The following is a 20,077-nucleotide window of genomic DNA, read 5'->3' on the forward strand; positions in this document are numbered from 1 at the left end:
AAAATAAAGAAGTCGAAAAAATTAATATCAATTCATCTCAACAAGTGAACAAAATAATTATTTCAGATTGTCTAGAAACTATTACTAAAGTTCAGAATTCGATTCTACAATCTTCTTAAATTATTGATGTCTAAAATGCTCCCCATCACCCTCGTCATCCTTGGTGGAATCCTCTTGATAGCAGGAATTGTTTTGCTGCTGAAATCACCGAAATCAGAATCTCTAAATCAGGTCATCTCAGCCGTGAAAGCAGACGGAATCATGACACCCAAGGAGGAGAAGCTGATCCGGGAGGTGGCTGAGAGTGAAGGGAAAAATGCAGATGCCACGATAGCCCAGATAAAGAAAGAGCTCGCGGACTCTCAAGAAGACTCTGAAACGGAATTGATTGATGTCAACCAAAAAGCAGGATTGGATTTTGAGAAGTTTGTCGTCCAGAAGTTTGACAGCAAGTACTTCGATATCCGAAACTGGGCGGGAGATAAGTTTGTAGAAGGCAGATATGCAGACACGACTACGCAGCCGGATATTCAGCTGTCTCTGAAACTTCGAGGTATCTCCTACCCTTTTGCCGTGGAATGTAAATGGAGAAATCATCCCAAAGGTGATTTTGTCCGTTTTGCCGATGATAGACAGCTGGAACGATACAAAACATTTGGACAACGAGAGAACTACCCTGTTTTCATTGTATTGGGAATTGGCGGCAAGCCTTCCGATCCTGCGGAATTGTATATTATACCGATTCACGATTTGAATAAACCCATACTTCATCAGGGAGCCATGAGAAAATATAGAAAGAAGGTTGACTCAGATTTCTTCTTCGAACAAGAGTCAGGTCAGTTGAGGTAAATTGGATTTTCATTTTAGAAATAATAGTAACGGATATTCTTAGAGCCAATTTTTATATCTACCGATTCCAATTTTAGCCTTTTGCTGATATTCATTAAGATTTATCAAATCATTGAAGGACAATTCTCCTTCCTCTTCAGCTTGAGCTTTTCTAAAGTACCAATATGGATTAAAATATCCCGCCCTAAGATCGAAATACACCTTTTGAATTGTTCCGGTGAGTTCATAACTCACACCATTCACGTAAAAAGTGGATGAGTTAAAATATGCGTGAAGAAATGGCAGGTCAATGGATTCTCCCAACCTTGGCACTACGGGCAGCGAATTTGAGCTGAAAAAAGCTGACTTGTCTCCGCTACCAAAAACGTAAAAGATATATTCTACACCAGAGAAAGAAAATGGAAGTTCTTCCCCACTATCAATTAGTAGCTGATAGATTTCCTGCAGGTATTTCCTAATTCTGTCATATTTAATATCCAGTCTTTTCGAGAGCTCTTTTAACGATGGATGTCCATTTTCAAATTCTTTATCCAAATCCAAATTCAAAAGGTCTTCCAGAAAGCTGTTAAATGCGTTTTGTTTCTGAAGCAGTGCCCTGGCCCTTTCTTTCATATGAAGAATACAGTAAACAATTTTTTTGGTAGATACTTGATTGAGTTCCATTTTTGTGTTGGTTTAAATGTTTGAAGAATCGTTAATTCAATGAGGTTTGACACAACTTGTGGCAAATTTAAAGCTCAAAACTTATGACGATTTCTTGTGAGGAAGTGGATTTTAACTACGAATTTGTGTCATGATCAAATCTGAAAAAGAGTACAAAGCCATCCTGTTAAGGATCGAAGAATTGCTTGCAGGCTCTGACAATATCGAAAATCCGGAAGCCAAAGGATATGTGGAGCTGAACTTGCTCTCGGATATGGTTGCTGATTATGAAGAAGCTCATTTCCCTATTTCACCTCCTACACTATCGGAAGCCATCAAACTAAGAATGCACGAGCGTGGTCTTACCCAAAAAGCGTTGTCCGAATTCTTGGGAGTAAGTACTTCCCGCATCAGTGAGTACCTAAATGGCAAAAGTGAGCCCACTTTGAAAATCGCGCGGGAAATCAGCCGTAAACTGGACATTGAAGCCTCGATTGTATTGGGGGTTTAGAGCTCAACGAGGAGCAAAATGACAGACAGTTTCGTCCTGAATTGAAGTATCCCCTGGTTGTCCGGTAAGTTTAAATCAGAAAGCTGAAATAAGAAATAAGAAATTCAAGAAACCCCTTGAGGATTTAAATCTTCGAGGGGTTATGTTTTTTCGCAGCAATAGGATAATTAACTTAGAATTAGTTTTTGATCAAATGGGAAAAAGACAATTGTATTTACATGTCACTGTATTGGTAGCAGCGGTTATTATAGGAGTGTGGTCCATTTGGGATAATGGACTGATTCCAGAGGGGAAGAACCATCCTAATTTTTCAGCTTTGGCAATGGTGCTATTGGAAATAGGGCAGATTGCAGGGATTAAAGCTTATCAAAGTCAGAAGAAATAAAATGAAGTTTGATACTGATCAATTTTTAAGTTTATGCAGATTTTTATAGTTTTTCTAAGTCTAACTATACTAGCTTTTTCCCAGAAGACAGGACGAGATCCTCGATTGGTGGGAAAGTGGGTGATTCTTTTTTCCAAAGATGCGAATGGGGAAATCATTAAAGATGAGTTTTATGGGGAAAGCTATTTGGAGACTTACACTAAAGACGGCAAGCTAATTTTAGATGCACAATTTTTAAGAGATGACCTAAAACGAAATGGAATCACTGAACCATTAGAATTTTCTTTGATACCGACTTTTTCTTGGAAAACGATGAATAACGAAACAATAGAAATCTTTGCTAGTGAAGATAGTCGCCAAAATCGGTACGGGTTTTCCGGAGACACATTGATTTTTGGCTATTCAAATGGGTACATGAGATATCTTTTAAAGCGAAAATGAGCAAAAAAATCATTGACCGGCTTCACGGCTTGCCTTTCGTTCTGATAATCCTGATTTTGTTGGTCAGGTATTTAGACCTTTTTCCTGTTCCATTTTGGCTTTTGGGAGTAATCATCTCATGGGGAGCGATTACGTTTTTTATGGAGGCGATGCGACAGCAAAAGGAAAAAGCCTAGCCCATTCCGAAAAACACCTTTGCCGGCTGCATCATCCATTTCCAAATAGGCACCACGGCTAGTCCTTCAAGTAAATCCTCTTGGTTCCAAGTCAACAAGACTCCTTTGTATGCCTGAGTATCTTCCATAGCGGCCTTCAGTCCCTTGATTTCACGTTGGAGATTTTCAGAGTTCAGTTCCCAGCATACTTGCGCTGCCCCGATGATTTCCTCATTCCACTTGACCACAAAATCGCACTCCGATTCCTTATTTTGGAAATATTGGATTTCCTTAAAAGATCTGCGAAGATGGAGATAGACATAATTTTCAAGCTTTCTGCCCAAATCCCTGCTGAAGGAAAGTGAATTGGCTGAGGCCAAAGCGGGATCTACGCAAAAAGCCTTTTTTGGATTGGCCAGCTGCTTGCGGATCGAAGGGGAATACATCGGGATTAAGTCAAACAAGTAGCTTTCTTCCAGATAGTCACAGTAGTCGATCACCGTGCGTACGGATTTGATCTCAAGCAAGCTTCCTATTCGGGAATAGCTAAACGGTTTGCCAACATTGGAACAAAGAAATACCCCCAGACGAATGAGTGAAGTCTCATTGCTGATATTTCTTCGCACAGCCACATCACGCGCAAGGATGTCCCGGAAAAGCGTCCGTAGGTAATCTTGATCCTGATTTTGTAAATACTCTGGAAAACCTCCAGATAGGAAATAGCTTTCGAAACTTTTCTCCCCTTGAGATAAATTTTTGAACAGCAAAAACTCGGTATAGCTGAATGGAAACAATTCGATTTGCTTGTATCGTCCTGTCAGGCGAGTGCCCAATTCACGGCTAAGTATGCTGGCATTTGAACCCGTGATGTATAATTTTTGGCCTTTTTCATGGAGTGATCGCGCAAAGATCTCCCATCCCATCACACTTTGGACTTCATCCAACAGTATGGAGGTTTTACCCATTTGATCTCTCAGCAGTTCCAGTTTTGGGAAATCAACCGCTTCAAAATCCACTAGTCTTGGATCTTCAAAGTTCAGATAAAGCCCTGGTTCAGATGAAGAAAGACTTTTGCGAATGAGAACGCTTTTTCCACAGCGTCTCACTCCACTCACCACAAGGATTTGATTGGATTGGACAGGGATATTTTCTTCCCTGGAGATGAGCTGTTTCTGGCGGAAATTCTGGTCTTGCTCCTCGATTATCTGGGCTAGAAGGTCTATTTGTATCATTTAACTTATTGTAAATCAATACAAATATAAAAGCTTGTATTACAAATACAAGATATCGTGTATTTGTAATACAAGCTTTTAACTTCTGATCAGATAACCAACTTGTGATTCAAATCTTTCGGATTTTCATCAGATCACGGATTTTTCCATTGCCTTTTCCCTTTCTTTGTACCGGAATTAATTCCGTTCCAGCCTATTGACCTATGAGACAGCTACTCCTCAGACCCGGAGCAGAAGAATTGAATTACGAAATCCGGGGAATCGTAAAAAAAGCCCGACAAATCGAAGCCCTGGGTTACACAATGACTTGGGAAAATATCGGCGATCCCATCCAAAAGCACAATCGCGTACCCGATTGGATGAAGGAAATCATCGCTGATTTGCTCAAAGACGACAAAACCTACGGGTACGCCGATTCCAAAGGTGTCCTCGAAACCAGGAAGTTTCTGGCCAACCTGAACAATCAAAAAGGAGGTTCCCAGATCACTGCCGAGGACCTTCTTTTTTTCAATGGATTGGGAGATGGTATAGCAAAGCTTTACCAATTCCTGATTCCTACTGCAAGAATCATCGGGCCTTCGCCAGCTTACAGTACTCACAGTTCTGCAGAGGCGGCACACGCCAATACAGCTCCGATAACCTACAAACTCGATCCTGATAATCAGTGGCTTCCAGATATGGAAGACCTTTATATGAAGGTTAAATACAATCCTTCAATCGTGGGTATCCTAATCATCAATCCGGACAATCCGACCGGTATGGTTTATCCGAAGGAAGTGTTGGAGGCCTTTGTGAAAATCGCAGAGGAATTCAGCTTGCTCTTGATTGCCGACGAGATCTATCAAAACATCACCTACAACGGCATCAAGGCAGTGGCTCTTTCGGAAGTAATAGGAAGTCGTCCTGCGATTTCTCTGAAGGGTATTTCCAAAGAATTCCCTTGGCCTGGATCGCGTTGTGGATGGATGGAATTCTACAATCGGGATTCTTCCAAGGAGTTTGCAAAACTCTGCCAAACCTTGGAAAATGCCAAAATGATTGAGGTTTGCTCGACGATTTTGCCTCAGTTGGCAATCCCAAAGATCATGAGTCATCCGGATTATTATGCATACCGAGTTGAAGCTAATAGCCAGATCGGAAAACGATCAGACTGGATGCGCGAAATTCTGGGAGATATTCCGGGGATCAAATTCAACCCAACCCAAGGGGCGTTTTACAATACAATTGTGTTTGACGACACCTTGCTTTCTTCCGATCAAACCCTACCGATTGCGGATCCAAAACTTCAGTCCTTGTTGGATAGCTGGCTGAATGATCCGGAAATGCCACTTGATAAGCGTTTTGTTTATTATTTGTTGGCAGCCGAGCGGATTTGTGTGGTTCCGATTTCTTCGTTCTGTTCTGATTTGAGAGGCTTTCGGGTGACCCTTTTGGAAGAAAATGAAGAGGTGTTCAAAGATACTTTCAGACGATTGGGGAGAGCTATCACTACCTATTTGGAATCCTCCAAGGTGTTGGAAAGTGCCAAGCATTGAAAGTTTGAAAAAGTGAGTTGCGAGAAGTAATCCTGTCGGCAGACCGATTTATTATTTCCCAAAAGTCCCAATTGAATTGCAAAAGCAGCTAATCTGATCACTGCGGCCGACACTGTCAACTGGTTATCATGACTCCTGACCTTAATCTTAGGGTCAGGAGTTGTTTTTTCATCTTCTTCAATCCCCATTTGTTCCATTGACCCAAGATCCGGTTGTCCCGCATTGATCCAGGCCGTAAACCAGAAGTCAGCAATCATTTTGATCGATCGCTTCATTTGTCGCTCGATTTGATTGTCAAGGGCAATTGCAAATGCCTCAGTAAAATCGCTGGAATAAACCCGAACCGTCAAACCGTTTCGCTCCTCGTAGCTGTATTTTTGATCTTCTGGGAATTCTTTGGTGAGACTTTTTTCAATAGCAAGCACGCTGTCTACCTGGGAATGGGCACTTGCCACTGCTTCCCAGATTGCCAGTTGAGGCTTTTCCACATACTCAGCTTTTCCAACCCAAAGGGAATAATCCTTAGCCATGAGTTCCGGCACCCGGCTTTCCCAAAACCCGTGAATTCCCTCCTGTCCGGTCAGTTGCCCATTGTAATTTTTGGTGGTGTGGAGCGGTACATTCAGGTCTCCCAGGTAATGGCCAAGATCTGCGGAAAGTCTGAGAATTGCGGCGGTGTTCTTTTGCTCAAAAGCTTTTGTCAAACTTAGCATGGTCAGGTAAGCTGACCAGGGACCGATTCCATTTGCCCGGAGTGAATCTTCTGAAAATTTTTCAATAGCCTCGGGCCAGTATTTTGGTAAAATAAAAAGCGCGCTGTCCCCGTAGTGATCCAAATCGATGAAATGTTTTTCTGCCTCACCTTCTACGGCATATCTCCTTCGGTCCGGATTGACGGCGTTTTCGGTAATGAACTGGATATGAGGTTTGTAAAAACTGATCAACTCAGGTGGGAGCGAGAATACAGCCTGCCGGTTGATCAGGGAATGCGCATAAAATCCCCAATCCGCCATCCTTTGGGGCCAAAAAAGAAAGCCAAAAGCCCAAATCATAAAAAACTTCATTCCTGAAAATAGTCAAAACAATTGTCTTTTTGACTAAGAAAAAGCCTATATTTGCAGCCTGTTTTAAGCTTTGAACCAAATATTCTGATTTGGCAAAAGAATCGACAGAAAGGAATGTTTGAAATTCCTTTGGCAGAATTAATTATTTACAATAACTTTGCACTCCAATTCGGAATAGGGGAACGTAAAGAATTTAAGTTAAAAACGAGATATGGCAAATCACAAATCAGCTCTTAAGAGAATTCGTGCCAACGAAGCGAAGCGTTTGAGAAACAGATATCAGGCCAAGACCACAAGAACTTTCATCAAAAGACTGAAAGCTGCAACTGACAAAGTGGAAGCGATGGAGCTTTACAAGAAGGTTGTTTCTATGTTGGACAAACTGGCTAAGAAGAATGTAATTCACAAAAACAACGCTAGTAACAAGAAATCAAGATTGGCCAAGTTCGTAAGCGCTATGGCTTAATTTCTTCAAGACTTTCTTACCTAAACCCTGCCGCAAGCAGGGTTTTTTTATTTCTTTTTTCTAGGTAGTTTTAGTTACACTTTTTAAAGAACTGCGTATGAGTCAAGCTACTTCGATCAAAATCTCCGAATTGGCGGAGGAGGATCGGCCCAGGGAAAAACTATTGCTCAAAGGCAGATCCGCGCTTTCTGACGCCGAATTGATAGCCATCCTGATCGGTTCGGGAACACCGACAGTCAGCGCCGTGGACCTTTCCAGGATGATCCTCCGTGATGTCAACTACGACTTGGCGGCTCTGGCCAAAATGTCTGTCAAAGACCTGATGAAATTCAAAGGAATTGGAGAGGCAAAAGCGATTTCCATCGTGGCGGCTATGGAACTTGGTCGTAGGAGAAAAGAGCAGGAACCTCAGGTTCGTTTCAAAATCAGTAGTTCAAGGGATATTTATGACTTGATGAAGCCAGAGCTTTACGATGAGGTAGTCGAGCATTTTTACCTGATCTTGCTTTCCCGATCCAATTTTGTAATCAAAAAACAACTAGTCAGTCAGGGCGGTACCGCTGCGACCATCGTAGATTCCAAAATCGTATTTAAAATCGCCTTGGAGCACATGTCTCAGTCGATAATTTTGGTTCACAATCACCCCAGCGGAAATTTATCCCCCTCGGAACAGGACAGGCGATTGACCGAAAGATTGGTCAAAATTGGACGTGAATTGGATTTACCTGTTTTGGACCATGTGATTTTTGGAGATCGTGGCTATTTTAGCTTCGCCGATGAAGGCATACTCTAATTCATGAAAGCAAGTCAAGTTATTTTAATTGTCGTGGGGTTGGTGATTTTGGCTGCAGTCGGCTACATGTTTACAGCTGCCGAAAGCCCCGAGGCCTATTTGGAGAAAGTCGAAAAAGAGAGGGAGCGGCAGTTTAAGTATATCCGATTTAACATCGAGTCACCCTTGACTGAAGAGCAAAAGCGGGCATTTACCAAGCTGAATTTTTATGATATAGATCCTGCTTATAAAATCAAGGCTCGGATCGTGCCAATTGAAAACAAAAAAGTCCGGGAAGTACCCCTTACAGACGGGTCAAAACAGCGATACATCGAACATTCTTTCGCAGAGTTTGAACTGGGAGGAAAGACGAATAAGCTCCTCCTACTTCAGGCCATGGATGAAGCCGATAAGCGGAATTTCTTTTTGGCTTTTGCCGATGAGACCAGTGCTAGGGAGACCTATGGAGGCGGCCGTTATCTGAATGTCCGTCAGGATGGGAAAAACAGCATCACCATTGACTTCAATCTTGCCTACAATCCCTATTGTGCCTACAATCCGGATTATGCCTGTCCGATTCCGCCAAAGGAAAATTTATTGGACATTGCCATTCCTGTCGGGGAGAAAAATTACACCAAATAGGCAGGCCCTCCTGCAATTCTTATAAATTTGCCAATCTGTTTTTGAAAAGGTGCCAAAGCACCTTTTTTGTTAAAATTCAGGAGTGAATTCCTGCAAAAAAAAAAGTAAATGAAAATCTCAATCAATAGACTCAAAACCTACATCACGCTTTCTGAAAGTCCTGAGGAAATAGCAGCTTTGTTGACCCGGTCGGGGCTTGAAGTAGAAGGAGTTGAGGAATTTGTTTCAATTCCCGGAGGATTGGAAGGTGTGGTTATTGGTGAAGTTTTGACTTGCGAAAAACATCCCGATGCCGATAAACTGAGCCTCACCACAGTAGATATCGGATCGGCAGTGGTGCCGATCGTTTGCGGTGCACCTAATGTGGCTCAAGGCCAAAAAGTAGTCGTGGCAACTGTCGGGGCAAAACTATACCCATCAGAAGGGGAGCCTTTCGAAATCAAAAAAGCAAAAATTCGGGGCCAGGTCTCTGAAGGGATGATCTGTGCTGAAGACGAAATCGGTTTGGGATCTTCCCATGCCGGAATTATGGTTTTGGATACAGATCTGCCAAATGGAACTCCGGCTTCCGAATATTTTGAAGTTTCTCAGGATCATATTTTGGAGATCGGCCTGACTCCAAACCGTGCCGATGCGGCCTCACACCTGGGAGTTGCCAGAGATTTGAAAGCGCTTGTAGGCAAACCGATTGCGCTGACGGAAGAACAGCAATTGACAGTCGAAAAAGCCGGTCCTTCCATCTCGGTGAAGGTCCAGAATGCTGCCGATTGCCCGAGGTACGCCGGAGTGGTGCTGACTGATCTGAAAGTTGGACCTTCTCCCCAGTGGCTTCAGAATTTCCTCCGCTCTCTTGATCTCGAGCCGATCAACAATGTGGTCGACATAACCAATTTTATTCTGCATGATTTGGGTCAGCCCCTACATGCATTTGATGCGAATAAAATTTCCGGCCAAAAAATCATTGTCGGCAAGCTTTCAAAAGGAACTCCTTTTGTGACCTTGGATGGCAAAGAAAGAAAACTTTCCGGTGAGGAATTGATGATCAATGATGCCAAGGGAGGCATGTGTATCGCCGGAATTTTCGGTGGAAATCATTCCGGGGTGAGTGACGAAACTACTTCCATCTTCCTTGAATCCGCCTATTTCTCTCCAGATGTGATCCGAAAAGGATCTCAGGTGCATGGTCTCAAAACTGATGCATCTTTCCGATTCGAACGGGGAACCGATCCGAATATGCCGGTGTATGCTTTGAAAAAAGCTGTCGCTTTGCTTCAGGAAATCGCCGGAGGAAAAGTCTCTTCAGAGATTGTCGACCTTTATCCGGAACCAGTTCAGGATTTCGTAATTGAGGTTACTTACGGCCATGTGAACAGGTTGATCGGGAAGAAGATCGAGCCGACAGAAGTGAAATCAATCCTCGAAAGCCTGGATATTAAGGTTCAAAATGAAACTTCCGAAGGCTTCACGGCCATCGTTAAGCCCTACCGGGTCGATGTAACTCGGGAAGCCGATATTATCGAAGAAATTCTGAGAATCCATGGATTCCATCAGGTAGAGCTTTCTGAAAATCTCCGAACCGACTACCTCGCGGAGCATCCGGTCAAGGATATGAATAAGCTTCAGTATCGGCTCACAGAAATGCTGGCCGGTCAGGGCTATTTTGAAATGATCACCAATAGCCTGACCAAGCCTGTGTACGCTGAAAAATCAGGATTTCTTGATTCGGCTGTTAATGTGGAAATCTACAACAAGCTCAGCGAAGACCTCGGTGTGATGCGTCAGTCTCTGTTGTTCAGTGGTCTGGAGGTATTGGCTCATAATATCAATCGCCGGCAAACCGACCTCAAGTGCTTTGAGTTTGGTACCGTGTATCAGAAAACTGCCGATGGCTACAATGAAGGCCGGAGGTTGGCAATTTTCCACTCCGGAAACCGTTCTTCTGAAAGTTGGATTGAGTCAGAGAAGCCCTTTGGGTTTGCTGATCTTTATGCAACTGTGGATCGGATTTTGGAAAGACTCAATATCGACTTGGGACAGGTCACTATGATAGAGGCTGCGCCTTTTGCCTATGGTTTGGTTTTGAAACTGGGGGATAAAGTACTGGGAACAGTCGGTCTTTTGGATGAAAAAATCCTAAAACTTGCCGAGGTTCGACAGGATGTTTGGTTTGTGGAGTTGGATTGGGATCTGTTGACCAAAAAGGCATCTGGCTTGAAAAAGTATCAGGATATTTCCAAGTTTCCGGAGGTACGCCGGGATCTTTCCCTTGTGATCGACAAAGCCGTGACCTACGATCAGGTCAAAGCTGTGGCAGAAAAAGCCGGAGGGAAATTGGTCCAAAAAATCGGTGTGTTTGATGTGTACCAAGGCGACAAGATAGACACGGGCAAAAAGGCCTATGCGCTGAGTTTCTACCTACAAGATCAGGAAAATACCCTGACCGATAAGGTAATTGAAAAAACTATGAGTAAATTGATTCAGGCCTTCCAGGATCAGGTAGGCGCCATCATTAGAAGCTAAAAATGATTCACGAGGAACTGCAAAAACTGGAAAAACTGGCCGTACAGGCCGGAAAGAAACTTGAATCGATAAGTGCTGAGAATGAGCAATTAAAGGCTCGATTGGCACAACTTGAGCATGGAATTCAGGAAAAAGAGCAGGAAATCCATCATTTTAAAAATAAGATTAAAATTAGTAACATTGTGGACAACCGACCGGTGAATCCAGAGGATGCCACCGAAATGAGTGACTTAATCAATAATTATATACAAGAAATCGATCATTTGATCACATACCTTTCCGAATGAAATGGAGACGCTGGCCATCAGAGTGAAAATCGGAGAAAGGGAATATCCCATGCGTGTCAGGCCTGAAGACGAGGCTAAAATCAGACATGCAGGGAAACTGATTAATGAAAAATTGAGGAAGTATAAAGCCGAATTTGGTCTGGATGACTTTCAGGATCTGCTTGCCATGGTCGCATTTGACTGCATGGTGGAGTCCCTGGAGACCAATGAGGTCAATGCTGAAGACAGTGAGCATATTCGCAAAAGCATTTCCCATATTTCAGCTTTATTGACTAAGGCTGTTTGATTGTTGATTTCCACTTATTTCTGGGATTTTCGGAACCGGTAGGTAGTATAACTATATAAATTACCTATGGCAGACGTACTATTTATCATTCTTGCAGCCCTGGCGGGGCTTGGTGGGGGTGCCGCTTTGGCGGGATTTTTCATTAAAAATAAAAATGCAAAGCTGGAAGGTGAGGCCAAAGAAAAGGTCAAATCCATGCTTAGGGAAGCTGAACTCACAGCTGAGACGATCAAAAAGGACAGAATCCTTGAAGCAAAAGAGAAGTTTCTGAAGATGAAGGCGGAGTTTGATGAGGACACGAACAACAAGAAAAACATCATCCTCACCAACGAAACCAAAGTTAAACAACTCCAACAGCAAGTAGCAAAAGAGCAAGAAGCCGTAAAACGCCGTGAGGCGGAACTAGACAGCAAAAAGGAAAACCTGACTGCCCAACTTCATTCCGTTCAGGTCAAGAAAGAAGAACTCGATAGGATCACAAACCAGCGAATCGCTGACCTTGAAAAAATTGCAGGCCTGACCCGTGAAGAAGCGAAAGAGCAAATTGTGTCCATGCTTACCGAAGAGGCCCAAACCAAAGCTTCTTCCCACATCAAGGACATTCTGGATGAAGCAAAACTGACAGCGACAAAGCAGGCCAAAAAGATTGTCTTGGATACAATCCAAAGAACCGCGACTGAGCATGCGGTCGAAAACTGCGTGTCAGTATTCAACATCGAAAGTGACGACATCAAAGGTAAAATCATTGGCCGTGAGGGTAGAAATATCCGAGCGCTTGAAGCGGCCACCGGTGTTGAAATCGTTGTGGATGACACTCCGGAAGCGATCATCATTTCCGGATTTGATCCGGTGAGAAGAGAGATTGCAAGACTTTCCCTACACAGATTGGTTCAGGACGGACGTATTCACCCAGCCAGGATTGAGGAAGTGGTGGCCAAAACCGAGAAAAACATCGAAGAGGAAATCGTCGAAATAGGTGAAAGAACCTGTATTGATCTGGGCATCCACGGCCTCCATCCTGAATTGATCCGCTTGGTGGGACGAATGAGATTCCGCTCCTCCTATGGACAAAACCTCCTCCAGCACTCCCGTGAAGTGGCCAAATTGGCTGCTACCATGGCGGCTGAAATGGGCTTGAATGCCAAGCTTGCCAAGCGTGCCGGATTACTTCATGACATTGGGAAAGTTTGGCCGGAAGAGCAGGAACTTCCCCATGCGGTGTTGGGAATGGAGCTGGCAAAACGCTACAAAGAGCATCCTGAAATCTGCAATGCGATCGGTGCCCACCACGATGAAATCGAGATGACTTCAATGATTTCGCCGATAGTTCAGGCTTCCGATGCGATCTCCGGTTCCAGACCCGGTGCACGACGTGAAATCATGGACAGCTATGTCAAGCGTCTGAAGGAACTTGAAGAATTGGCGCTTGCCTTTGATGGCGTGAATAAGTGCTTTGCCATGCAGGCAGGGCGGGAATTGCGAATATTAGTCGATGCGGACAATGTGGATGATCAAAAAGCAGGCAAACTATCATTCGATATTTCTCAGAAAATCGAAAAAGAGATGCAATATCCTGGACAGATCAAAGTAACCGTAATCCGGGAAATGAGAGCAGTCAATTACGCGAGATAATCGAAGGTTTGAATAGCATCTAAATGGCAATTACTGGAAGGTAGTTGCCATTTTTATTTCCAAAGAATTACACCGCCAAGCGATTGCCAGAAATTCGTCAACAAACTGCATTGGAGATTTTTATTCACCCCCAGGTTTTCCGATAGTTGCCAAAATTCCTCCATCGACATAGAGGATCTGACCGTTGACAAAGTCGCTGGCAGAACTGGCTAAAAATACCACCGCACCTCCAAGGTCTTCGGGATTTCCCCATTTGCCGGCTGGTGTTCTATTTAGGATAAATTCATTAAAAGGATGCCCATCTACCCGGATTGGCGCAGTCTGTTCGGTGGCAAAATATCCAGGCCCAATCCCATTGACTTGGATATTGTATTTGGCCCATTCGGTGGCAAGATTTTTTGTCAGCATTTTCAAGCCTCCTTTTGCCGCAGCATAGGCACTGAGAGTGTCCCGGCCAAGTTCGCTCATCATCGAGCAGATGTTGATGATTTTCCCCCCTGAGTTGTTTCTCACCATCGTCCGGGCAACCCGCTGAGAAACGATAAATGGCGAAACCAAATCGATGTCCACGATTTTTCTGAAATCCCCGGGAAGCATTTCCAAAGCTGGAGTTCTTTGGATCATTCCTGCATTATTGACAAGAATATCAATCGATCCGATTTCTGTTTCAATTTGAGTCATGGCTCTATCTACTGCAACAGCATCTGTGACGTCGAAAAGAAAAGGTTGGGCTGTGATGCCAACTTCTGCATATTGGGCAATGGCAGTATCCATTTTGGCGGGGGAGTGTCCGTTAATGACGAGAATGGCGCCTTGGCTTGCTAGGGCTTTTGCCATCGCCATTCCCAGTCCATGAGTGGCGCCAGTGACCAAAGCCACCTTTCCCGTGAGATCAAAATTTGGCTTCATGCTTATTTCAATTCAGTCGGTTTGACACCATCCATGTCTGAATAATCCAGGTTTTCTCCGGCCATTCCCCAAATGAACGTGTAATTGGAAGTACCCGCCCCACTGTGAATTGACCATGGCGGTGAGATGATCGCCTGATGATTTTTGACCCAAATATGTCGGGTTTCATCCGATTGACCCATGAAATGAGAGACAACATTGGCAGGACTCAAGTCAAAATAAAAATACGCTTCCATCCTTCTGTCGTGTGTATGGGCCGGCATGGTATTCCAGACAGATCCAGGTTGGAGTACTGTCATCCCTATTTGGAGTTGGCAGGTTTCCAGAACAGAGTTGACCAAAAGCTTGTAAATGGTTCGGTGATTGGAGTTTTCCAAGGTGCCCAAAGTGACCACCTCAGCCTCTTTGGAAGTGATCAGACGAGTGGGATAATTCCGGTGCGCAGGAGCCGAATTGAAGTAAAGAAAAGTTTCTCCCTCTGTCGCAGGGTGGAACAGCACTTCTTTGGTCCCGCGGCCGATATACAAAGCTTCTTTATGCCCCAGATTAAAGGTGATCCCATCGGCTTCAATCCTTGTTTTTGCACCGACATTGATAATTCCGATCTCACGCCTTTCCAAAAAATATTCAGCTTTGAGTTGATCTACGGGGTCAAGTTTCAGAGCCTTTTTCACAGGATGGATTCCTCCGACGATCAACCGATCCTCCATCGAATACACTCCAGAAATAGCATCCTTGACAAAAAGGTTTTCGATCAAAAATTTGTCCCGAATTTCCTTAGTCTGATAATTTTTGAAATCCTCGGGGTGAGATGAATAGCGGGTGATAATAGTCGTGCTCATGTGGTGATGGTTAGAAAATTGGAAAATGATTCAAGCTCAATCAAAAATGCACTCCACTCTGGAAATAGAGTGTGAAAAGTAAATAAGTTCATAATTCCTTCAATTGTCCAAACTATTAATTCAAAAATTGAAGGAGATTTGAAAAATCCCATCTGTCCAAAAACAAATCCAAGTAAAGCAGTGGCATTATTTAGAGAAAATCAGCCAGTTGCCAAGCTGAAAAAGTGGTTGGAAAAGTCACTTTGGCTAGGAATGCAGGACAGCTTTTTACCGGTATTTGATTAACCTTGGATTTATCTCCAAACTATCCCCTGAAATTGGTTGATTTGGACCATTCAATAAAAAGAAAATCTTTTCCCATTCATTCATATGAAATTTGAACATTTCGCACTGAACGTCTCCAATCCTCAAGCCATGTCACTTTGGTACGAAGCGCACTTGGGCTTGAAAGTCAAAAAGAAGATGGAGGAAGCTCCATTCATGACTTTTTTGGCTGATGACAGTGGTACGATCATGCTGGAAATCTACAGCAATCCGAAGGGTGAGACGCTCAATTTTACTGGATTACATCCCTTGGCGGTACATTTGGCTTTGGTCTCAAATGATCCAACGGCTGACAAAGACCGCCTACTAAAAGCCGGAGCTACCGAAATGAGCGACGATATCCTGCCGGATGGATCGCATTTGGTGATGCTGCGGGATCCCTGGGGAATTTGCATTCAGCTTTGCAAACGGGCCGTTCCGATGTTAGATTCTTTGGGCTGATTTCTGGCCAAGCCATTACAGTTTGAGTTTTTCCAGGTCCTACTTGGTAAAAGCTCTTTTCAGATCTTCGGAGTTTTTCTTCGGCAAATCAGCCAATCCCAGCTATATTGATATTCCCCTGACCTGATTTTAGTTGCATGAGTGATTTGATAATTCCCTTTTTTGAAGTCCAGCAGACGCTTCAATCCATTCTTATCCAATATGGGTTTTCGGAAGATCGGGCCAAATTATGCGCCGAACTTTTCGCCAAAACCGATCTGGATGGAGTCCGTTCCCATGGGGTCAACCGCTTTCCGCTTTTCTTGGATTTCATCCAAAAAGGATACGTCAAACCTGACAATTCCCCATCCCTAAAGAGTAAAACTGCGATGTTTGAGCGCTGGGATGGAAATTTGGGGCCTGGAAATCTCAATGCTCATTTTGCCATGGGGCGGGCCATTGAGCTTTCCAAAGAGTTTGGAATTGGATGTGTGGCACTCGCTCATACCAACCACTGGATGCGTGGAGGGAATTTTGGCTGGCAGGCTGTGGAGGCAGGATGCATCGGGATTTGTTTTACCAACACCAAACCGAATATGCCGACTTGGGGGGGAAGCGAGCCGATCTTGGGAAATAATCCACTGGTTGTGGCGATTCCTCGGGAAGGGTCTCCGGTGGTTTTGGATATGGCGATGTCTCAATTTGCCTATGGTCAAATGACCATTTATGCTCAAAAAGGACAGGAATTGCCTTACGAAGGTGGATTCGATGAAAATGGAAACCTGACCAAGGACCCAACAACTATCCTGAAAAATCATCTGGCTCTTCCGATGGGACTTTGGAAAGGTGCCGGGCTTTCCCTGATTTTGGATTTGCTTGCCTCGATTCTTTCAGGAGGTGATTCTACCCATGAAATAGGGAAAAGAGGAGATGAATTTGGTCTTTCTCAGGTTTTCCTTTGCTTTGATCCGGACAAGTTGGAATTGATGGATTGGATGGCTGAAAAGACGGAAAGTGTACTTGAAAATCTAAAAAACTCTGCCGTTTTTGAATCAGAGGTAGTCCGGATTCCAGGAGAAAAAGTAATAGAAATCAGAAGGAGCAATCTTGAAAACGGAATCCCTATAAATGAAATTATCTGGAAAAAGCTCCTTAAAGAATTGGGAAAATGATAAAAATAGGAATAGTAGGAACTGGCTCGATCACGGGCAAACATGCGCAGGCAATCGCCGAAATAGAAGGTGCTGAACTAGTCGCATTATACAATCCCAACCCGGAAAGTGCAGCCAAGGCTCAATCCAAATTTGGTTTACCCGTGTTCACAGACATCAATGAATTTTTGAATTTCCCTGGATTGGATGTGGTCTGCATTTGTACCCCAAGTGGACTGCACCTGGAGCCGGCCTTGGCAGCAGCCAAAGCTGGAAAGCATCTTTTGATCGAAAAACCGATTGAAATCAATCTTTCAAGGACTGATCAATTGATCCAATGCTGTGAAGAAAACGGGGTAAAGCTTGCCGTGATTTTTCAGAACCGCTTTTCGGATGACTATCAAAAGTTGAAAAAAGCTGTGGACGCAGGTGTATTTGGCCGCTTGCTGATGGGCAATGCCTATGTGAATTGGTTTCGGGATTCGGCTTACTATACCACCAGCAACTGGAAAGGTACGCTCAAAGTAGACGGTGGCGGAGCTTTGATCAATCAGGGGATTCACACGATTGATTTGCTCTTGGACTTGATGGGAGATGTGAAAAGCGTCTTTGGGCAGGTGCAGACTACTATGTATCCTATCGAAGGAGAAGATTTAGCCGCCGCTTTAGTTAATTTTAAAAACGGGGCTTTGGGAAACATCACCTCTGCGACGGCAATTTATCCAGGATATCCAGAGCGGATCGAAGTTTTTGGCACAACTGGAAGTGCGATTCTGGAGGCCGGGAAACTGACTCAATGGAATATTATTGGAAGTACCGAAACTGCAAAAGCTGTCGAAAACGCCGGGGGTTCTGGGGCTTCCGATCCAACCGCCATTGGACATCAGATGCACCAGGAGCAATGGAGACTTTTTCTGGCAGCGATCAATGGGGATTTGAAGCCAGTCGTGGATGGGAAAACTGCAAGAAAATCAGTAGAGCTAATCCGGGCAATTTATCACTCCTCTCATTCTGGCAAGCTTGTGGAGTTCCCATTTGCGGATAAGTGATGGAATGATCTTTCTGATTTTAGATGTTTTCAGAAGTTTGAAAACCAATTCCATTCGAAAATTTGGTTTTAAATCGATTTCGTAATTTTTGAAAATTGTAAGCTAAGAAAATCCAATATTTAGTTTTCTACAGGTGAAAATAGACCGTTCCGTATTTAAACACATTCAATAAACCCAACAACTCAACCCAAAATTTAATGGACAATCAAAACGTAGGTAAATACAGGTGGACCATTTGTGCAATGCTCTTTTTTGCCACAACTATCAACTATCTGGATAGACAAGTACTTTCATTAACATGGAGTGATTTTATAGCACCTGAGTTTCACTGGACAAACAATGATTATGGAAACATTACCGCTTTGTTTTCAATATTTTATGCGGTTTCAATGTTGTTTGCCGGGAAATTTGTTGACTGGATGGATACCAAAAAGGGATTTCTTTGGGCTATCGGTGTTTGGTCAGTGGGAGCTTGTTTACATGCGTTTTGTGGAATCGCAACAGCAGGTATCTTAACCGGTAACTGGTTTGTGAGCTTTGAAGGAGCCAAAGAAATCATCGGTACCGTTGAAGACACGGCAGCGATTATTTCAGTCAGTGTGACGCTTTTTATATTTGCCAGATTAATCTTGGCGGTAGGCGAAGCAGGAAACTTTCCGGCAGCCATCAAAGCAACCGCAGAATATTTTCCCAAAAAAGACAGAGCGTTCTCTACCAGTATATTCAATGCCGGATCAACTGTCGGCGCTTTGGGAGCACCGATTTCTATTCCTTTTATTGCTGAGGCATATGGTTGGGAAATGGCATTCATAATCATCGGTGCCTTGGGTTTTGTGTGGATGGGTTTTTGGATTTTTATTTATGAAAAACCTGATAAACACTCCAAGGTTAGCCCGTCAGAATTAGCCTATATTCAACAGGATATTCTTGCGGATAGTAAAATAGAAGGATATGTTCCTGAATCTGCTACCAAAGTATCGATGATTGAGTGCCTTAAATACAATCAGACTTGGGCATTTGCTTTTGGTAAATTCATGACTGACGGTGTGTGGTGGTTCTTTTTATTCTGGACTCCGGCGTATTTAAGTTCGGTATATGGAATGGATTCTACAGAGGCTGCGCTTCCGTTATTTGTCCTTTACATGATTACATTACTTTCGATTATCGGGGGGTGGTTACCAACTTATTTCGTTGATAAAAAAGGAATGAATCCCTATGAAGGCAGGATGAGAGCGATGTTGATTTTTGCATTTTTCCCTTTATTGGCTTTGGTAGCACAACCCTTAGGGTACATTTCTTATTGGCTGCCCATCATTATTATTGGCATAGCAGCGGCAGCTCACCAAGCTTGGTCGGCTAACATTTTCACTACGGTAGGTGATATGTTTCCTAAAAAGGCAATTGCTACGGTTGTAGGGATTGGCGGTTTAGCAGGAGGAATGGGAGGCACGCTCATCAACAAAGGCTCCGGAATGTTGTTCGACTACAGTAAAGAAAGCGAAATGGTTTTCATGGGATTCCAGGGTATTGAAGCCGGATATTTCATTATTTTCTCCATTTGTTCTGTTTGTTACTTAATCGGCTGGACCGTAATGAAGACATTGGTGCCAAAATACAAGCCGATAACAGATCTCTAAAATTGAGAGCTGGGGACTGACTTGCTAGCCTTGTCAGATCTGAAATTTGGTAAACTCCCTCTAAAGGTTTCGGCGTTTAGAGGGATTGTTTTTTAGGGGCTAAAATGAAAAATCCGAAGCTCTAAACTTTGGATTTTTTTTCTGTCTACTGTGACTGAAAATTGAATACTCAGCTTACTAAGAATAAAAAATATTACTGGCTTCGACTCCGCTACCAATGACGAGATAATATTTATTTTGATTTTATTCAATTATCGAATGTTTATTTTGTCTGGTATACTTCCATATTCATTTCTGCTGCAAGCTTGAGAACATATTTCTTTTTT

At 43.4% G+C, this 20,077-nt stretch carries 22 protein-coding genes; 17 read left to right on the forward strand and 5 right to left on the reverse strand.

The window, feature by feature from the left end; translation table 11 throughout:
- Window positions 1–126: 126 nt before the first annotated feature.
- A complete protein-coding gene (locus tag B0E43_RS21970) occupies window positions 127–849 on the forward strand; it encodes a hypothetical protein (protein ID WP_254423488.1) in 723 nt (240 codons plus the stop codon).
- Window positions 850–888: 39 nt separating this feature from the next.
- On the opposite strand, the gene B0E43_RS21975 is transcribed toward B0E43_RS21970, so the two are convergent.
- The gene (locus B0E43_RS21975) at window positions 889–1,512 is read right to left on the reverse strand and encodes a hypothetical protein (protein ID WP_077353566.1); all 624 of its coding nucleotides are present in this window, start codon (window positions 1,510–1,512) and stop codon (window positions 889–891) included.
- Window positions 1,513–1,642: 130 nt separating this feature from the next.
- On the opposite strand from B0E43_RS21975, the gene B0E43_RS21980 reads away from it, so the two are divergent.
- The 4 genes from B0E43_RS21980 to B0E43_RS21995 all read left to right on the forward strand — a co-directional run bounded on the left by B0E43_RS21980 (window position 1,643) and on the right by B0E43_RS21995 (window position 3,004).
- On the forward strand, window positions 1,643–2,002 hold the full coding sequence (locus B0E43_RS21980; RefSeq protein ID WP_077353567.1) for a type II toxin-antitoxin system HigA family antitoxin: 360 nt from the start codon (window positions 1,643–1,645) through the stop codon (window positions 2,000–2,002).
- 142 nt (window positions 2,003–2,144) lie between these two features.
- Entirely contained in the window at window positions 2,145–2,387 is a 243-nt protein-coding gene (locus B0E43_RS21985; protein ID WP_077353568.1) for a hypothetical protein, read from the forward strand.
- 33 nt (window positions 2,388–2,420) lie between these two features.
- The gene (locus B0E43_RS21990) at window positions 2,421–2,828 is read left to right on the forward strand and encodes a hypothetical protein (protein ID WP_139352851.1); all 408 of its coding nucleotides are present in this window, start codon (window positions 2,421–2,423) and stop codon (window positions 2,826–2,828) included.
- Window positions 2,825–3,004 carry a hypothetical protein gene (locus B0E43_RS21995; RefSeq protein ID WP_077353570.1) on the forward strand — a complete coding sequence of 60 codons (180 nt, stop codon included), beginning with the start codon at window positions 2,825–2,827 and terminating at the stop codon, window positions 3,002–3,004. Before B0E43_RS21990 ends, B0E43_RS21995 begins: the two co-directional genes overlap by 4 nt.
- Here the strand turns inward: B0E43_RS21995 and B0E43_RS22000 are convergent.
- Window positions 3,001–4,215: an ATP-binding protein gene (locus B0E43_RS22000; protein WP_077353571.1), complete on the reverse strand. Its 1,215-nt coding sequence runs from the start codon at window positions 4,213–4,215 to the stop codon at window positions 3,001–3,003. The two genes, B0E43_RS21995 and B0E43_RS22000, sit on opposite strands and share 4 nt — an antisense overlap.
- A 203-nt stretch (window positions 4,216–4,418) precedes the next feature.
- Between B0E43_RS22000 and B0E43_RS22005 the strand changes: the two genes are divergently transcribed.
- On the forward strand, window positions 4,419–5,750 hold the full coding sequence (locus B0E43_RS22005) for a pyridoxal phosphate-dependent aminotransferase (RefSeq protein ID WP_077353572.1): 1,332 nt from the start codon (window positions 4,419–4,421) through the stop codon (window positions 5,748–5,750).
- Here the strand turns inward: B0E43_RS22005 and B0E43_RS22010 are convergent.
- The gene (locus tag B0E43_RS22010) at window positions 5,708–6,814 is read right to left on the reverse strand and encodes a zinc dependent phospholipase C family protein (RefSeq protein WP_174567137.1); all 1,107 of its coding nucleotides are present in this window, start codon (window positions 6,812–6,814) and stop codon (window positions 5,708–5,710) included. The two genes, B0E43_RS22005 and B0E43_RS22010, sit on opposite strands and share 43 nt — an antisense overlap.
- Window positions 6,815–7,025: 211 nt before the next feature.
- Between B0E43_RS22010 and rpsT the strand changes: the two genes are divergently transcribed.
- The 7 genes from rpsT to rny all read left to right on the forward strand — a co-directional run bounded on the left by rpsT (window position 7,026) and on the right by rny (window position 13,419).
- The gene (gene rpsT / locus B0E43_RS22015) at window positions 7,026–7,280 is read left to right on the forward strand and encodes a 30S ribosomal protein S20 (RefSeq protein ID WP_077353573.1); all 255 of its coding nucleotides are present in this window, start codon (window positions 7,026–7,028) and stop codon (window positions 7,278–7,280) included.
- A gap of 97 nt (window positions 7,281–7,377) precedes the next feature.
- The gene (gene radC, locus B0E43_RS22020; protein ID WP_077353574.1) at window positions 7,378–8,073 is read left to right on the forward strand and encodes a DNA repair protein RadC; all 696 of its coding nucleotides are present in this window, start codon (window positions 7,378–7,380) and stop codon (window positions 8,071–8,073) included.
- A 3-nt stretch (window positions 8,074–8,076) separates the two neighbouring features.
- The gene (locus B0E43_RS22025; RefSeq protein ID WP_077353575.1) at window positions 8,077–8,694 is read left to right on the forward strand and encodes a DUF1684 domain-containing protein; all 618 of its coding nucleotides are present in this window, start codon (window positions 8,077–8,079) and stop codon (window positions 8,692–8,694) included.
- Window positions 8,695–8,802: 108 nt separating this feature from the next.
- Window positions 8,803–11,214 carry a phenylalanine--tRNA ligase subunit beta gene (gene pheT / locus B0E43_RS22030; RefSeq protein ID WP_077353576.1) on the forward strand — a complete coding sequence of 804 codons (2,412 nt, stop codon included), beginning with the start codon at window positions 8,803–8,805 and terminating at the stop codon, window positions 11,212–11,214.
- 2 nt (window positions 11,215–11,216) lie between these two features.
- Window positions 11,217–11,501 (forward strand): hypothetical protein, encoded by a 285-nt coding sequence (locus B0E43_RS22035; protein ID WP_077353577.1) that lies wholly within the window; start codon window positions 11,217–11,219, stop codon window positions 11,499–11,501.
- A gap of 1 nt (window position 11,502) precedes the next feature.
- Complete coding sequence (locus B0E43_RS22040) at window positions 11,503–11,787, forward strand: cell division protein ZapA (RefSeq protein ID WP_077353578.1); 285 nt, start codon at window positions 11,503–11,505, stop codon at window positions 11,785–11,787.
- Window positions 11,788–11,853: 66 nt separating this feature from the next.
- On the forward strand, window positions 11,854–13,419 hold the full coding sequence (gene rny / locus B0E43_RS22045) for a ribonuclease Y (protein WP_077353579.1): 1,566 nt from the start codon (window positions 11,854–11,856) through the stop codon (window positions 13,417–13,419).
- Between the two features lie 120 nt (window positions 13,420–13,539).
- Here the strand turns inward: rny and B0E43_RS22050 are convergent, their stop codons facing one another.
- Both B0E43_RS22050 and kduI read right to left on the reverse strand, forming a co-directional pair.
- Window positions 13,540–14,328 (reverse strand): gluconate 5-dehydrogenase, encoded by a 789-nt coding sequence (locus B0E43_RS22050; protein ID WP_077353580.1) that lies wholly within the window; start codon window positions 14,326–14,328, stop codon window positions 13,540–13,542.
- A gap of 2 nt (window positions 14,329–14,330) precedes the next feature.
- Complete coding sequence (gene kduI, locus B0E43_RS22055; protein ID WP_077353581.1) at window positions 14,331–15,170, reverse strand: 5-dehydro-4-deoxy-D-glucuronate isomerase; 840 nt, start codon at window positions 15,168–15,170, stop codon at window positions 14,331–14,333.
- Window positions 15,171–15,539: 369 nt separating this feature from the next.
- Here kduI and B0E43_RS22060 point away from each other — a divergent pair, with 369 nt between their 5' ends.
- From B0E43_RS22060 to B0E43_RS22075, 4 genes are all read left to right on the forward strand, one after another.
- Window positions 15,540–15,935 carry a VOC family protein gene (locus B0E43_RS22060; RefSeq protein WP_077353582.1) on the forward strand — a complete coding sequence of 132 codons (396 nt, stop codon included), beginning with the start codon at window positions 15,540–15,542 and terminating at the stop codon, window positions 15,933–15,935.
- Between the two features lie 137 nt (window positions 15,936–16,072).
- Window positions 16,073–17,086 (forward strand): 3-dehydro-L-gulonate 2-dehydrogenase, encoded by a 1,014-nt coding sequence (yiaK, locus tag B0E43_RS22065; RefSeq protein WP_077353583.1) that lies wholly within the window; start codon window positions 16,073–16,075, stop codon window positions 17,084–17,086.
- Window positions 17,083–18,114, forward strand: a complete 1,032-nt coding sequence (locus B0E43_RS22070; protein ID WP_077353584.1) for a Gfo/Idh/MocA family protein — start codon at window positions 17,083–17,085, stop codon at window positions 18,112–18,114. Before yiaK ends, B0E43_RS22070 begins: the two co-directional genes overlap by 4 nt.
- Window positions 18,115–18,311: 197 nt before the next feature.
- A complete protein-coding gene (locus B0E43_RS22075; protein ID WP_077353585.1) occupies window positions 18,312–19,751 on the forward strand; it encodes an MFS transporter in 1,440 nt (479 codons plus the stop codon).
- Window positions 19,752–20,077 lie beyond the last annotated feature (326 nt).

The sequence above is a fragment of the Algoriphagus sp. A40 genome (assembly GCF_002002735.1).
Classification (GTDB): domain Bacteria; phylum Bacteroidota; class Bacteroidia; order Cytophagales; family Cyclobacteriaceae; genus Algoriphagus.